Below are 14,761 nucleotides of genomic sequence, written 5' to 3' on the forward strand. Positions count from 1 at the left end.
TGGCATGCAGTTGCAAGGTGCGATGGCCATATTTGCGGTGAATCTAAAGCGGATATTGAGAATAGCCGACTAAGGATCATTGAGGAATACAACCGAATAGGGTCAAAAAAAGAAGACATCTCCTCTACAAAATGGGAATAAATGTCTTCTTTTTGGTTGAACTCGCCGGCCAGGAAAAAAACGTAAGTTCTTCAGTGGCCTCGAATTGACGAGTAGGCTTTTTCTCCGACAGGACACTGCCGACAAATACAAAGCCTTGATTGATCGCATCCGCAAACGAGTGCATCGCAGAAGCAAACATCGCGCCGCTGCCGCTGTAGGCTGCAGCTACCCCTTTAATGGCCGCAATGACGGCGTTGCCGATCATCGCCACTGCAGAGGATTTATTTCCTTTCTTGATCAGCTGTACTAAACTTTCTTCTTCCGGTTCCGATTCCATAATTCCTCCTAAGCCTTGGTCATGGTTGGGTTAGTTTTCCACCATTGCTCCAGAATATTTACGCCTTGCGCGGAAGACGGTTTCAAGATGTCCGAAATCCTCACTTTTCGAGCCCACAATTGTATTCAAACCGGCCCGCGACTCTTCTAGTATCGATGATAGGGAGGAAGGTGCCTAGCCTCATGAAATTATTTTCCATTAAAAAGCTGATTTCGCCCACGGGCAGCATTCAAGGAAAAATCTTCGTCGCGTTCAGCTTAGTTACGCTGCTCGGAATTGCGGCCGTGACCAGCATCGTTTATTTGTACATGAGAGAAAATGTTAAAAACAACGCGTTTACGTCCGTTACGGACAGCATCCGGCAGGCGGACGAATCGTTAAATCTTCGGCTGGAGGAAATCAATCGGTTAAATACGGTGGTCGCCACTAATAACACGGTGCTCTCCACCTTGCAAAGCGATACCGAGGAGCCTAGCTACGAATGGTTTCAAGAGCAGAAGCGAATCGAGGAATTTCTATCCGCGGTGATAGCCTATAAGCCGTATATTTCGCGGGTAGCCGTCATTGGACTCAGCGGGAAGGTGTTTCACGTCGGGTCCCCTTGGCTCGATAAGAGCATTATCAAGACGCCGATGATGCAATATTTTCTGGAGCATGGCTCAGGCCGCGCTTATTTTCATCAAACCGGCAGCAGCTCCATTGTGACCGGCCGCGAGCTGAGGTATAACATGAAGACGATCGGGATCGTCATGTTTGATCTCAATGATGACTTCATTAAGAAGATCTATGATGTGAAGCCGACACCGGACAGTATGCTGTACGTGGTGGACGAGAAGAACGAGTTCATCTATGAGCCCAAGACCAGCGCAATGGATAAGGATACGATTCTGAAGCTCAATCAGGAGCTGGCCGGCTCGAGCGGCTCGGTGGAACGGGTTATTCACGGGAAAAGCTATCTGGCCGTCAGCCGGACATCGGATTATACCGGATGGTCTACGCTGGCGTTAATTCCGATGAAATCGCTTTTAAATGAAACGGTGCGGATCCGCAATGTGTTGGCTGAGGTCGCCATTATCGTGTTTGTCATTATCGTCATCGGGACGCTGCAGGTCTCCTCCAGAATTACGAAAAATATTCGGATGCTGCGATCCATGATGATGCGGGTGATGGAGGGCAATTTGACGCTGCCGGCAGCCGAAATTCATTCCAGGGACGAAATCGGCCAGCTCTATCAGGCGTTCAAACGAATGGTAGAGGAGCTGAGGCGCTCACTCGAAGGGATTGTGCGAACCGAGAGGGAGAAGCGGGAGGCGGAGCTCGCTGTCCTGCAGGCGCAAATTCGACCGCATTTTCTATACAACACGCTCAATACGGTCAAATATTTGGCCAAGCTCAACGGGGTTCCGAACATTGTGGAGGTATCCGAATCGCTGATCGAGCTGATGCGCGGCGTATTGGGTAATTCGAATGAGTATCTCTCGCTGGAAGACGAGCTTCAGTATGTCCGAAGCTACGTCACGATTGAAAAATACAAATATGTAGAGCCGATCCACCTTCATATCGACGTCGAGCAGGAGGAGCTGCTGCAATGCCGGGTATTAAAGCTGATGCTGCAGCCCATCGTGGAAAATGCCATTATTCACGGCATCTCTTCCTCCGAGCAGAGCGGCTTGGTACACATTCGAATCGAGCGGCAGCACCATGAGCTGAGAATCGAGGTCAGAGATAATGGCAAGGGGATGTCGAAGGAGCAGATCGAGGCGTTGTTTGAGGCGAGAGGCGGCCAGAACAACACGCGCTTCAGCGGGATGGGAGTCCGCAATGTACATGAACGCATCGTCCGATTGCACGGAGAGCCTTACGGTGTGTCCGTCCATAGCGAGCCGGATTTATATACAAAGGTGCTAATTCGTTTTCCATTACTCGAGGAATAGACCATGTTTCAAGTACTATTGGTGGACGACGATGCCTTGGCGCGCAACGACGTCAAGAGCATGCTGAACTGGGAAAAGCACGGGTTCACTCTAAGCGGCGAAGCGCATAACGGCGCGATGGCGCTGTCACTGATGGAGCGGCTGACCCCACAAATTGTCATTATGGATGTGAGCATGCCGGTCATGGATGGCGTGGAGCTTAGCCGAATTATCCACGATCAATACCCCAGGGTAAAAATGATCATGCTGAGCAGCTTCGACGATTACGACTATGTTCGCACTTGTCTCAAGAACGGAGCGATGGACTATTTGCTTAAGCACCGGCTGAACCCGGCGTCCCTGCTGTCGCTGCTGAATCGAGCGGCTCAAGATTTGCAGGTGGAAGAACGGGAGCAGGAAGCCCGCACGGCGCAAACCAAAATGATGGAACGGCTCAGTCCCGTCATGCATCGCGAGCACGTCGCTAAGCTGGCGCGGGCTGGACAGGAAGCGGGAGAAGAGCTGCAGTCTTATGCGCGGGACAACAGGCTTTATACGGATTCCGTGAATTATGGGGCCGCAGCCGTACAGATCGTTCCCTTCTTGCTGTTGACGGAAACGCTTACCGACGTAGAGAAGAACCGGTTCGTAGAGCGGGCGATGGATGTCATGCAGATGGTGATCGGCGACATTCATTCGCGAACGGTAGCCTATGTGGGAGAAGGACGCTATATCATCCTGTTTTCTTCAGCGGATCGAAGCGAGCACACGGTGACGACCCAGATGAATCAGGCGCTCAGCAGCCTTTGTCATTCCCTCGAGAAGTTCCTTAACCTCAAATGTGTCTACGCTACAGGGCCGCTATGCGGAAGCTTGAGGCAGGTCGGAGTCAGCTACAGCAAGGCCGAGCAGTCGATTCAGGAGCTTCTCCACCAAGGCTCGGGGGCAATAGTCCAGCGCGATTCCTTGTTTATGGAAGAGCAGAAGCAGCTGCTGCTGTTCGTGGAGCAATTAAATGAAGAGCGAATCAACCAGATCCTCTCGACGATATTTGCATCGCTTCGCCATCATCCTGTCTACGCGATGACCGTACAGCTGATCGTCAGTGAAATGCTGCACTCGGTCGACATGGTGATGAAGCGTCATCTTCCTCATGCCTTCACAGAAGACAACCGGCTCCTTCCTTCGCGGAGTGAGCTGGGGCGAATGGGAAGCGCGGCCGAGCTGGAGCCATGGCTGCAGCAATACTACGCTCGTGTCGTAGAGGCGCTCAAGCAGCAGCATGCAGGAGGCGCTTATTCGCGGCATATTGCGAAAGCTGTGCAATTCATTACGGACAACTATGCGTCCAATATTTCTTTAGAGCTTACAGCGAGCGCCCTGAGTCTGAGTCCTTCCTACTTAAGCCGATTGTTCAAAGAGGAAACCCAGATGACGTTCACCGAGTTTTTAAACCACGTTCGGATTAAAACCAGCTGCCAGCTCATGGAGTCCGGCTCTTATGCGTTGAAGCAAATTAGCAGTCAGGTCGGCTTTTTGAATTATACGTACTTTTTTAAAGTGTTCAAGCTGATTACAGGGATGACGCCGCAGGCTTACATCGATCACCTGAAACCGTCAAATAAGTAGAATGGAAAGTCAAATATTTGGAATCTCCGCTGGGGGAACATTTTCTATAATAAAATCAACCGATAGAAAGCGCTTTCTTAATATCTTTCTGGAGGGACAACAACTCGATCGGAGGAACAGACAATGAAAAAAAATTGGGGGACGGTACTGCTTTCCACTTTGGTTGTTTCCGGCTTGACGCTTACCGCATGCAATTCGGGTACGGAGAGCAAGGCAAGCGGGGACAAGGGTAAGGCAGATGCCGCAAATAGTGTATCTACAGCAGGCTTTCCGATTGTCAAAGAACCGCTGAAGCTGAAAATGTTCACCCGAATCGCGCCAACCAATGGGCCGTTCAAGGATATGCCGGTGTTCCAGGACTATGAAAAAATGAGCAATATCCAAGTGGAATTCATCGAGGCGCCGACGGACGGCTTTAACGAGAAAAAGAACCTGTTGTTTGCTTCAAACGAGCTGCCTGATGCGTTGTACCGCTCAGGACTGACGCCTCTGGAAGCGATTCGCTATGGCTCCGGCGGTCAACTAATTCCACTGGAAAAGCTAATTGATCAGTACGCCCCGAACCTGAAAAAGCTCATGGACGCCTACCCGGAAATTCGTCCTGCGATTACAACACCGGAAGGTCATATTTATGCCATCCCAGGCATCGTGACCGTGGGCTCTGCAAGAACGGATAAGAAGTGGATCAATCAAGCCTGGCTGAAAAAGCTGAACCTGAAGGAGCCGGAGACGACGGACGACCTGTACGAAGTATTGAAAGCGTTCCGCGACAAAGATCCGAACGGCAACGGCAAGCAAGACGAGATTCCGATGACCGCACGTAACGGCCTCAGCATTGTTCCGATCATGGCCGGCTCGTTTGGTCTGGACTTCCAGCTGGGGTATAACATTAACCTTGAGAACGATAAGGTCAATATTTGGATGGGCAGTGACCGCAATAAAGAGCTGCTGATGTATTTGAACAAGCTGTATTCGGAAAAGCTGCTCGATCAGGAGCTGTTTACTCAGAAGGAAGCTCAATATTTGGCTAAGCAAGGGTCAGGCAATACGGGCTTCTTCTTCGATCAAACGAACAACCCGATGCTGGATGGCAAAGTGGAGAGCCAGTATATCGGGATCGCTCCGCTCAAAGGACCGCACGGCGACCGATTGCAGCTGGCTTCTCCGGTGCCAAGGGATTTTGGCGCGTTTGCGATCACCTCGGTGAACAAGAATCCGGAGGCGACGATGCGTTGGGTGGATTATTTCTTCGGTGACGAAGGCTCCACGATGCTGCGTTTTGGCCGGAAAGGCGACAACTATGAGCTGCGCGACGGCATTCCTTATTATACGGATGCGTTCCTTGCGACGGGCAATCAGTCCAAAATCACTCCGTACGCCGGAGGCGGGGCGCCGCACATCATCAGTGAGAAGGTAGCGTCTTACATCAATCCGCCGCAGGTTCAGGAAGCACAGAAGAAGCTCGATCCGTTCATGCCGAAGGTTCGCTACGCCTCTCCGATGTTCGACGAGCAAACGGCTCAGAAAATAAACGTGCTGCGCAACGATATCGATAAGTATTACGAAGAGCAAAGCACCAAGTTTATCGCAGGCGCGCTTCCGTTCGATAAGTGGGGCGAGTTCCAGGCGACACTCAAAAAAATGAAGATTGACGAGCTGCAAAAGCTGTACCAGGACGCTTACGACAGCCTCAAGAAGCAAAAATAAGAACCCGCGATGGCTGGAGGGTTATAAATGAAAAGTACAGCTAGTACGCTAGGCGCTGCGTCTCGATCCCGATCGAGGCGCTCCAGCCTCTGGAAATCCATTGTCAGTCGCTACGATCTCTACCTGATGCTGCTTATCCCGATTGTTTGGTACCTGGTATTCCACTATGGACCTCTATACGGATTGCAAATCGCGTTTAAAAATTTCAGTCCCGCCAAGGGGATTATGGGCAGCAAATGGGTGGGTCTGGAGCATTTCCAGCGGTTTGTGGAATCCTACTATTTCTGGCGACTGCTCTGGAACACCGTTTCGATTAACTTGTTTTCACTGTTGTTTGCTTTCCCGATTCCGATCATACTGGCTTTGATTATTAGTGAAGTCCGGAACAAGGCCTTTAGCAAACTCGTGCAAAACATCACCTACATTCCCCATTTTATTTCCATCGTCGTTATGGTGGGGATGATCATGCTGTTTTTATCTCCGCGGGGAGGTCCTTTGAATTCGATCATTCATGCGTTCGGCGGGTCACCGGTTCGTTTTCTGGACTCGGCGGCTTGGTTCAAAACGATCTTCATCAGTACGAACATTTGGCAAAATATGGGGTGGCAGTCGATCATCTACATTGCCGCGCTCAGCGGAGTCAATCCGCAGCTGTATGAAGCGGCCAAGATGGACGGCGCCAGCCGGCTCCGGCGCATTTGGCATGTGTCCATCCCGGGCATTCTCCCGGTCATCGTCATCCTGCTCATTCTGGATGTCGGACATTTCATGAATGTCGGCTTCGAGAAGATTTTGTTACTGCAAAATAATTTGAATTTGGAATCCAGCGATGTCATCTCAACCTTCGTGTATACCACAGGGATTCTGAAAGGCGAATACAGCTACACAGCGGCCATCGGCTTGTTTAATTCCTTGGTGAACCTGGCGCTGCTGATTCTTGTCAATCGCTTTGCCCGGAAGAAGGCCGAGACAAGCTTATGGTAAGGAGGGCCAAGGATGAGGGAACAACCAATCAAGAAAAGGAAGTCGGATGAGCAAGTATTCGATGCCGTCGTGAACCTATTAGCCCTGCTAATTTTAGTTGTGGTGCTGTACCCGCTCATTTTCATCGTCAGTGCATCGTTCAGTGATCCTGCCCTCGTATTGAATGGCGAGGTGCTGCTGCTTCCGAAGCAAATTACGCTTGAGGCGTACAAGAACGTGTTTGAGAACGAGAAAATATGGAATGGCTATTTGAACAGCATTATCTATACGACGGTCGGTACGGCGATCAATTTGATTATGACGACCCTAGCCGCTTACCCGCTTTCCAGACCGGATCTGCGTGGGCGGGGCGGCATTATGTTTTTCGTTACGTTGACGATGTTTTTCAGCGGGGGGCTTATTCCGTCGTATCTCCTAGTAAAAAGCTTGGGTATGGTCGATACGATGTGGTCGCTCATTATCCCGGGGGCGATTGCTACCTATAATTTGATCGTCATGCGGACCTATTTTCAAACCAGCATTCCTTGGGAAATTCAAGAAGCCGCTCATATCGACGGCTGCTCGAACTGGAAGCTGCTCACTCATGTGATTCTGCCGCTGTCGAAGCCGATTTTGGCGGTCATGGTGCTCTTCTATGCCGTGGGACATTGGAATTCGTACTTCAATGCGCTGATCTATATTCGCAGCAAAAATTTGTATCCGCTGCAGCTCGTGCTGCGCGAAGTGCTGCTGGTTAGCCAGGCGGATGCGGTGGATAGCAACGTCGGGATGGAATCCAAGATTCTGCTGGCGGAGAGCGTCAAATATGTCGTGATCATCATTTCCAGCTTGCCGGTGCTGCTTATGTATCCGTTTGTGCAGAGGCATTTTGTGAAGGGCGTTATGATCGGTTCGTTAAAAGGATAAAAAATGGAAGGAAGCGTTCCTATATATGTCGCAATCCAGAGCTAGCATCAAGATCAATACGAAGCAAGTCGGTCCCAATCGGATCAACCCTTATATTTTCGGGCATTTTGTGGAAGATATTCGCGATCATATGGATGCCATGCTGGCTTATCCGCTGTCGGATATGGATTTTGAAAGCACGGACGTGACGTACCGAGGGCTTTCTGGAAGCTGGCGTCCTTATACGAACGGGAAAAGCACTCGCTATGCCCTTGAGCCTGCGGCTACGAGGCATTCCGGCCATAGTCAGATGATCCGGATTTTTAGCGATGACGAAGCGTATGCAGGCGTTAGCCAGGCCGTCGCTGTGAAGCAGGATCGGGATGGCTATTCGCTCGAGCTGTATGCCAGAGCTTCGGTGGAAATCAAGTTCGTTGTAGCCGAGCTCGTGGATCGGAACAGCGGAGATGTGTTAGGTTCTACGAGGATCGATCTGGTCAGCCATAACTGGAAGTATTATGAGTCGCGTCTTCCGGTGAAGCGGACTTGTGAGCATGCGGAGTTCAGGCTGTACGTACCTACGGAGCATGAGCGATGGCTGGACCATGTCTCGACCGGGATGCTGTGGCTGGATCATATTTCGCTGCTGCCTTCCGATAGCAAAGGAATCGTTCGCGAAGAAGTCGTGGAGCTGACAAGGGACTTAAACGCCGGGATGATGCGGCTTGCGGGGAACTACATCAGCGCCTATCATTGGCAGCAAGCGATTGGTCCGATGTACGAGCGGCCTTGTGTGATGAATGAGGCATGGGGAGGCTGGACGAGTAAGTATTTCGGTACGGATGAGTTCATTCAATTTTGCCGCGAGCTGAAGGTGGAGCCGCTGATTTGTGTCAATGATGGTTCGGGAACACCGGAGGAAGCTGCCGAGTGGGTTGAATATTGCAACGGCGATGTCGATACGCCGATGGGAAGATTGAGAGCCGCTCATGGGCATGCCGAGCCGTTTGGCGTGAAATATTGGGAGATCGGCAATGAGGTTTGGGGACCTTGGCAGGTCGGCCATTGCAGCGCGGAGCAGTTCGCAGAGCGCTACGTGCAATTTGCGCAAGCGATGAAGGCTGTCGATCCCGAGATCAAGCTGCTGGCCTGCGGACACACCAAGATGGAGTGGAACAAGCCTTTGCTGGAGCAGGGCGCCGAGCATATGGATTACTTAACGCTGCATCTGTATCACGGCTACAATCGGTTTGGGATGAATGCCAGCACTCCGAAGGAGGAGCGCTATAAGGCGATGGTCTCTTATCCGGAATGGACAGGGGAATCGATCCGTCAATTGCGGGAAGTGTTCAGCTCCGATACGCGGTATGCTCATCTGAAATTGGCGATCACGGAATACAACACGATGTACTATCCGAATACGATCCGCAAAGGGCTCCCGAACGAGCACACCTTGGAAGCGGCAGTGGCGAATGCGGCGAATTTGAATGAATTTATCCGCAACAGCGATTTGGTCGAGATTGGCAGCTTCTCCGATCTGGTCAACGGCTGGCTTGGCGGCTGCATTCGAGTAGGCGATTACTTCGCAGATCAGTTCCGCGGCAAATCGGCAGGCTGGAGCGGTCAATCGTTAACCGTGTATGGGACGCCGACCTATGAAGTGATGAAAATGTACGCCAACCGAGATTTGGGATATGTCGTTCCGAGTCAGACGGATTGCGGCAGCTTTAAGGTGAATAGCCATGTGCCAACGGCACCGCAGCTGGAGGATCTGTCCAATCTAGACGTTGTAGCATGCGTGAATGCGGGTGGAGATCGGCTGACGATCTTTATAGTCAATCGAGGCCTCCAACATACGCTGACCGATGTGGCGCTGGGCGGTTTTGCTGAATCGGGTACAGCCCGGCTGCTCGAATTAACCGCGGACGATTATGAAGCGATCAATAGTGTGCAGGCTCCGAACGCTGTGGTCAGCGCAGCCCATGAATTGCCGTTTGCAGAGGGACGAGTGAGCTGTGAGCTTAAGGCCCATTCTGTCTACGTGCTGGAAGTCGCTCGATAAGGTTCGTGGCTGATGAGAGGGAGACTACAGAGTAAAAAAGCATGGATGGGTATAGTCGCTGTTTGTGTTCTTCTTCTGGCGAGTGGCTCGCTTCAGCTTCCATGGGGAAAGAAGGGGGCGAACCGGATGGAGGTCACCTTGAAGCAAACGTATGAAAATCCGTTTGTCTTGAGTGGGGAATGGGAGGATTACGGCATCGGCGATCCGTTCATTCTTCGTTACGACGGCCAATATTATTTATACTGCAGTACGAAGGATCGAAAGGTCGGGGTCAAGGCATGGAGCTCCGACGATCTGGTCCACTGGCGGTACGAAGGCTTGGTTACGGAGGAGCCGATCAGCACCAGCGCTTACGCACCGGAGGTCGTCTATTGGAACGGATCGTTTTATATGTATACGTCTCCTGCGGGCAAAGGGCATTATGTGCTGCAAAGCGATAAGCCGACCGGGCCGTTCGTGAAGAAGACCGACAATCTGGGACTGACGATTGACGGCTCCGTCTTTATCGACGACGACGCGAAGTGGTATTTCACCCACGCCAAATTCGGGGGCATTATGGCGAGCCCGATGACCGATCCGTATACGATGGGACCCGATAAGCAGTTGAATGCCTCGCTCGGGCATTGGACGGAAGGCTCCACGATCATCAAGAGAAACGGCAGGTATTTCATCACCTACACGGGGAACCACGTGTTTAGCGCGGGCTACCGGGTCAATTATGGCGTGAATCACGATTCTCCGACGGGAACCTATACGATACCAGAGAATAACCCGATTCTGATCTCCACCGCGAAGGATTTCAACGGTCTTGGCCACAGCTCGACGGTGATGGGACCGGATATGGACGCTTATTACATCGTGTACCATAACTTGGTCGGTCGTTCCGCAGAAGGGCCTCCCGTGCGCAGACTGAACCTGGATCGGCTCGTATTTAACGGAGACAAAATGTCTGTGCTGGGCCCGACGCATGGCACACCGCAGGAGGCGCCTAGGCTGCCGGAGTTCCGGGACGTGCCGGGTGCAGCGCCAGCCGATGACATGTGGGAGCGTAAGGCTCCGGCCGGGGGAAGCGAAACGCTTCTGACACGTACGGGCACGGGGGACCGATATACGGCCGAATATAACTTCCGATTCGAGGATGCTCAGACACCTTCGCTCGATGCCATCTTTGCCTACAGCGATTCGGAGAATTATCGTGCAGCCCGCGTGGACGCTGCCAAGAAGGAGCTACTGCTGATCGACCGCACGGGTGGCAGTGAGACGGTTATTGCCAGAAAGCCGCTGCCGGATGCGGTTGGAATTGATCTCACCAAGCTGCATACGATCCGCATCGAGTCGGACAGCACCGGCACGAAGCTGTTCTGGGACGGGCTGCTGCGAATCGAGCAAGGCTCTATGGCTGCGAAGCCGGGCCGCATCGGCTATGGTTGGCCGCAAGGGGCGAAGCCGGAGCTGCATTATACGGCTTTTTCCAATGATGCAGGCGGCAGCAGCGATATGAAGGCGATCAAGCCGCTGCCTGGCGCGATGGAAGCCGTACATGGCGATCGCGAAGGCCATGCGAGCGTTCGCTCAGGCATTACACCGGATGGCAGCGATGCCGTCGTTTTGTCGAGCAAGGGGGATGGTGTTTCGTTCCCGGTGAATGTTCGGCAGGACGGCACCTATTTGCTCTCGGCGAACGTTTCCAAAGCTTCAGCGGGAGCCTCGCTGGTGCTTGAAGCCGGCGGAGTGACCAAGGAAATCAAGCTGGATGCCTCCTTGTTCGCAGACCGTGCGGAGTGGATGAAAGTGCCGCTGGGCGAGGTTCAGCTGAAGGCGGGGCCTCAGTGGCTGTCGCTGCACCGGGGCAAGGGCGAGATTTCTCTTCGGTACGTGGAGGCGAGTTTGACGGCGCCAGTGCCGGAGCAGTCGGCCATTAAACCGACGGCTGTCGGCATAGTGAATCGGTTCGGCGGCGACTCGGGCTGGACGGATTATACGGTTAGCTTCGACGTGACGCTGAAAGAAGCGACGAAGGACGAGATCGGCGTGCTGCTGCGGACGTCGAACGAATCCGATCACAAGGATCAGGTCAAGGATGCCTACATGGGCTATGCGCTTTCATTTCGCAGCGATAAGGTCGTGCTGAGCCGAGTGAGCTACGAGAATATCGGGGAAAAGGCATCGGGTACCCTTTCGTTTAAGCCCGGTGAAACGCACCGGCTGACGGTCAAGCTGCAGGGAGCCTCGATGGCGGTTTTCGCAGACAGCAGCAGCGAGCCCCTCCTCAAGTGGACAGATCCGAACGCGTTTCTGCTCGGCCGTGTAGGTCTGCGAGGGGGATCGACGGCGTGGACGGTCTCGCCTTTGACGGTGACCAAAAAATAGACGTAGTGCTTAGGAGCGACGAAACCATATGACAACCAAGAAATATATCAAAAACTATCCCAGACCCCAGTTCGTGAGGGACCAGTGGGTCGATCTCAATGGCGAGTGGCGCTTCGACTTCGACGACGAGGGCGCTGGAGAAGCCAGGGGGTGGCATCGGAGCTTCGGCGGCGAGCGCCAAATCACCGTTCCCTTCACCTATGAAACGAAGGCGAGCGGCATCGGTGAGGAAGCCCACCATCCTTTCGTGTGGTACAACCGATCGCTGGACATTCCTTCGGAAGTGGAGGGCAAACGCATGCTCCTGCATTTCCAAGCGGTCGATTATATCGCAACCGTATGGGTTAACGGCGAGTACGTCGGCAAGCATCGAGGCGGGTATACGGCCTTTTCGTTCGACATCTCCCCTTATGTGAAGATAGGATCGGCTAACGAGCTGACGCTAAAGGTCGAGGACAGCAAGGACGCGACCCAACCACGCGGCAAGCAGCGCTGGGTGGACGATAACTTCGAGTGCTTCTATGTGCAGACGACGGGCATTTGGCAGTCCGTTTGGCTCGAATATGTAGAGCGGGAATACGTCGATTCGGTCAAAATCACCCCGGATCTCGACGCTTCCTCCGTACGTTTCGATTACCAGGTGAAAGGCTTTGAACAAACGGGCAGCAAGCTGCGTCTGGAAACGATCATTTCCATGAAAGGCCGGCAGGTCAAGCAAACCAGCCTGATCATCGACCGCCCATGGCTTACGCTCGAGGTCGATCTCGTTCATGAAATGAACGGGCCGTGGAAGCGATGCTATTGGGCTCCGGGCCGTCCGAATTTGTACGATGTGGAATTTATTTTGTACCGCGACGATGTCGTCATTGACCATGTGTACTCTTACTTTGGAATGAGAAAAATATCGATCGAGAAGGGCAAAGTGCTGCTGAACAATGTGCCGGTCTATCAGCGGCTCATCCTGGATCAGGGCTATTGGCCGGACAGCCACCTGACGCCGCCTTCCGAGGAAGCGCTGATGGAGGATATCGATCTTATCATGCAGATGGGGTATAACGGGGTTCGAAAGCACATGAAGATTGAGGACGCCCGATTCTTGTATTGGTGCGATGTCAAAGGTGTGTTGGTCTGGTCCGAGATGGCGGCGACCTTCGAGTTTAACGATAACGCGGTCCAAACGTTCACCGAAGAGTGGATGGAGATTGTTCGTCAGCAATACAACCATCCTTCGATCATCACGTGGGTTCCTTTCAATGAATCGTGGGGGATCGGGAACATTTACAAGGATCGCAGCCAGCAGAAGTTCACGGAAGCGATCTATCATCTGACCAAAGCGTTTGATCCAAACCGACCTGTCATTACAAACGACGGCTGGGAGCATACGGTGTCCGATATTTTGACGCTGCATGATTACGTGGAAAAAGGGGAGCAGTTCCTTAAGCGCTATGCCAATAAGGACGAAATCGTGAACAACGAGACGACGTGCAACCAGTGGAAATACGCCTTCGCTGATGGCTACAGCTACAAAGGACAGCCGGTCATCGTGAGCGAATTTGGGGGCATCGCCTTCCAAACCGATAAAGGCTGGGGCTACGGCAAGCAGGTCGCATCGGAAGAAGCGTTCCTGGAACGCTTCCGCGGCATCCATGAAGCGATCAAGCAGACGGAATATATCGTAGGCTACTGCTACACGCAAATTACCGACGTTCAGCAGGAGGTCAACGGGCTGCTGACCGAGGAGCGCAAGCCGAAGCTGCCGATCGAGAAGATTCGGGAGATCAATCTCTCCTGAGACGAAAGTTACTCCTGCAATTGATCACTAAAACGGCTGCGAAACGTGGAGGGACGCATGCCGTTTTTTTGCTTAAACAGATTGGAGAAATAGTGGGCGTCGGAATAGCCCAATTGCTCTGAAATTTCGCTGACGGTTAACTGCGTATCGATCAGCATCAGCTTGGCCGACTCCATTTTTCGGGTTAGCACATAATTGTAAATTGTCGTTCCCATTTCTTTTTTGAACAGGCGGTTAAGCTGCTTGGCCGATAGGCCCATCGCTTTCACGAGCTGCTCCGTATGAAACGACTGCAGCAGCTGGTTATCCAGATGAAGCTTGATTTGCCGCACGGGTAAGGACAGCAGCTCCCCCCGGTTCCTCTGAATATCCGACAGACGGATGACAATTTGCATAAAAAGAAGCTGCAGCTCGGCCTGCATCTCCTCGTTCGTCTTGCTGTCGGCCCATGCAATCCCCTGCTGGAACAAAGATTCGAGGGAAGCGTCCGGAACAACGACCGTAGATAAGAGGCGATAAGCCTCCAGCACCTTAAGCGCCCAATGGCTGTGAACGTTATACCAGATGAACACCCAAGGATCATCCTGCTCGGCTACGGATTCGACCTCATGATAGCAGCCGCTTCGCATCAAGAAGACATCGCCTTGCTTTACTGAGATGGATTGCTCATTGACTTGAATCCGCCCGCGCCCTGACAATACGCACCCCATGACCGTAATTTGAGCCAGCTTCCTAATATTGCGGTACTGAGGGGAGCAATAGTTGATGCCGATGAACGGCACGCTGATAGGAGAAGGATGATCGCCGATTGGCGGAAAATGATAGATAGGTCCGTATTTGTCCATTATCCTCACCGGTACTTCCATAAATTTCTATTCCCTATAAGTGCCATTTGAAGGTATTGTAAAAGAGATGATTGTATTCTACCACATCAGTAGCAATTTTTATCGTTGCACAGTTCAAAAATGCTACATCAGACC

Annotated in this window: 9 protein-coding genes and 1 pseudogene; 8 read left to right on the forward strand and 2 right to left on the reverse strand. The window is 52.4% G+C overall.

The features are described from left to right. Positions 1-202: 202 nt before the first annotated feature. A pseudogene (locus FPZ49_RS14430) lies at positions 203-439 on the reverse strand (cation transporter); the annotation flags it as partial. Positions 440-621: 182 nt separating this feature from the next. Here FPZ49_RS14430 and FPZ49_RS14435 point away from each other — a divergent pair. The 8 genes from FPZ49_RS14435 (at position 622) to FPZ49_RS14470 (ending at position 13,781) form a co-directional block, all read left to right on the forward strand. Further along, the gene (locus tag FPZ49_RS14435) at positions 622-2,373 is read left to right on the forward strand and encodes a sensor histidine kinase (protein WP_144847830.1); all 1,752 of its coding nucleotides are present in this window, start codon (positions 622-624) and stop codon (positions 2,371-2,373) included. A 3-nt stretch (positions 2,374-2,376) separates the two neighbouring features. Next, entirely contained in the window at positions 2,377-3,981 is a 1,605-nt protein-coding gene (locus FPZ49_RS14440; protein ID WP_144847832.1) for a response regulator, read from the forward strand. A gap of 123 nt (positions 3,982-4,104) precedes the next feature. Next, on the forward strand, positions 4,105-5,688 hold the full coding sequence (locus tag FPZ49_RS14445) for an extracellular solute-binding protein (RefSeq protein ID WP_144847834.1): 1,584 nt from the start codon (positions 4,105-4,107) through the stop codon (positions 5,686-5,688). Positions 5,689-5,715: 27 nt separating this feature from the next. Continuing rightward, a complete protein-coding gene (locus tag FPZ49_RS14450) occupies positions 5,716-6,672 on the forward strand; it encodes an ABC transporter permease (RefSeq protein WP_144847836.1) in 957 nt (318 codons plus the stop codon). 12 nt (positions 6,673-6,684) lie between these two features. Beyond that, a complete protein-coding gene (locus FPZ49_RS14455) occupies positions 6,685-7,578 on the forward strand; it encodes a carbohydrate ABC transporter permease (protein WP_144847838.1) in 894 nt (297 codons plus the stop codon). A gap of 25 nt (positions 7,579-7,603) precedes the next feature. Next, the gene (locus FPZ49_RS14460) at positions 7,604-9,619 is read left to right on the forward strand and encodes an alpha-L-arabinofuranosidase C-terminal domain-containing protein (protein WP_144847840.1); all 2,016 of its coding nucleotides are present in this window, start codon (positions 7,604-7,606) and stop codon (positions 9,617-9,619) included. A gap of 126 nt (positions 9,620-9,745) precedes the next feature. Then, entirely contained in the window at positions 9,746-11,989 is a 2,244-nt protein-coding gene (locus tag FPZ49_RS14465; RefSeq protein ID WP_261381412.1) for a family 43 glycosylhydrolase, read from the forward strand. Between the two features lie 28 nt (positions 11,990-12,017). Beyond that, the gene (locus tag FPZ49_RS14470) at positions 12,018-13,781 is read left to right on the forward strand and encodes a glycoside hydrolase family 2 protein (RefSeq protein WP_144847845.1); all 1,764 of its coding nucleotides are present in this window, start codon (positions 12,018-12,020) and stop codon (positions 13,779-13,781) included. 8 nt (positions 13,782-13,789) lie between these two features. Here FPZ49_RS14470 and FPZ49_RS14475 read toward each other — a convergent pair whose 3' ends face one another. After that, on the reverse strand, positions 13,790-14,647 hold the full coding sequence (locus tag FPZ49_RS14475; protein WP_144847847.1) for an AraC family transcriptional regulator: 858 nt from the start codon (positions 14,645-14,647) through the stop codon (positions 13,790-13,792). Positions 14,648-14,761: the final 114 nt, after the last annotated feature.

This window comes from Paenibacillus cremeus (assembly GCF_007786445.1).
GTDB classification, from domain to species: domain Bacteria; phylum Bacillota; class Bacilli; order Paenibacillales; family NBRC-103111; genus Paenibacillus_G; species Paenibacillus_G cremeus.

Coding starts and splice junctions, on each gene's coding strand:
- FPZ49_RS14435 (WP_144847830.1), top strand. CDS start 622: ATGAAATTATTTTCCATTAAAAAGCTGATTTCGCCCACGGGCAGCATT.
- FPZ49_RS14440 (WP_144847832.1), top strand. CDS start 2,377: ATGTTTCAAGTACTATTGGTGGACGACGATGCCTTGGCGCGCAACGAC.
- FPZ49_RS14445 (WP_144847834.1), top strand. CDS start 4,105: ATGAAAAAAAATTGGGGGACGGTACTGCTTTCCACTTTGGTTGTTTCC.
- FPZ49_RS14450 (WP_144847836.1), top strand. CDS start 5,716: ATGAAAAGTACAGCTAGTACGCTAGGCGCTGCGTCTCGATCCCGATCG.
- FPZ49_RS14455 (WP_144847838.1), top strand. CDS start 6,685: ATGAGGGAACAACCAATCAAGAAAAGGAAGTCGGATGAGCAAGTATTC.
- FPZ49_RS14460 (WP_144847840.1), top strand. CDS start 7,604: ATGTCGCAATCCAGAGCTAGCATCAAGATCAATACGAAGCAAGTCGGT.
- FPZ49_RS14465 (WP_261381412.1), top strand. CDS start 9,746: ATGGAGGTCACCTTGAAGCAAACGTATGAAAATCCGTTTGTCTTGAGT.
- FPZ49_RS14470 (WP_144847845.1), top strand. CDS start 12,018: ATGACAACCAAGAAATATATCAAAAACTATCCCAGACCCCAGTTCGTG.
- FPZ49_RS14475 (WP_144847847.1), bottom strand. CDS start 14,647: ATGGAAGTACCGGTGAGGATAATGGACAAATACGGACCTATCTATCAT.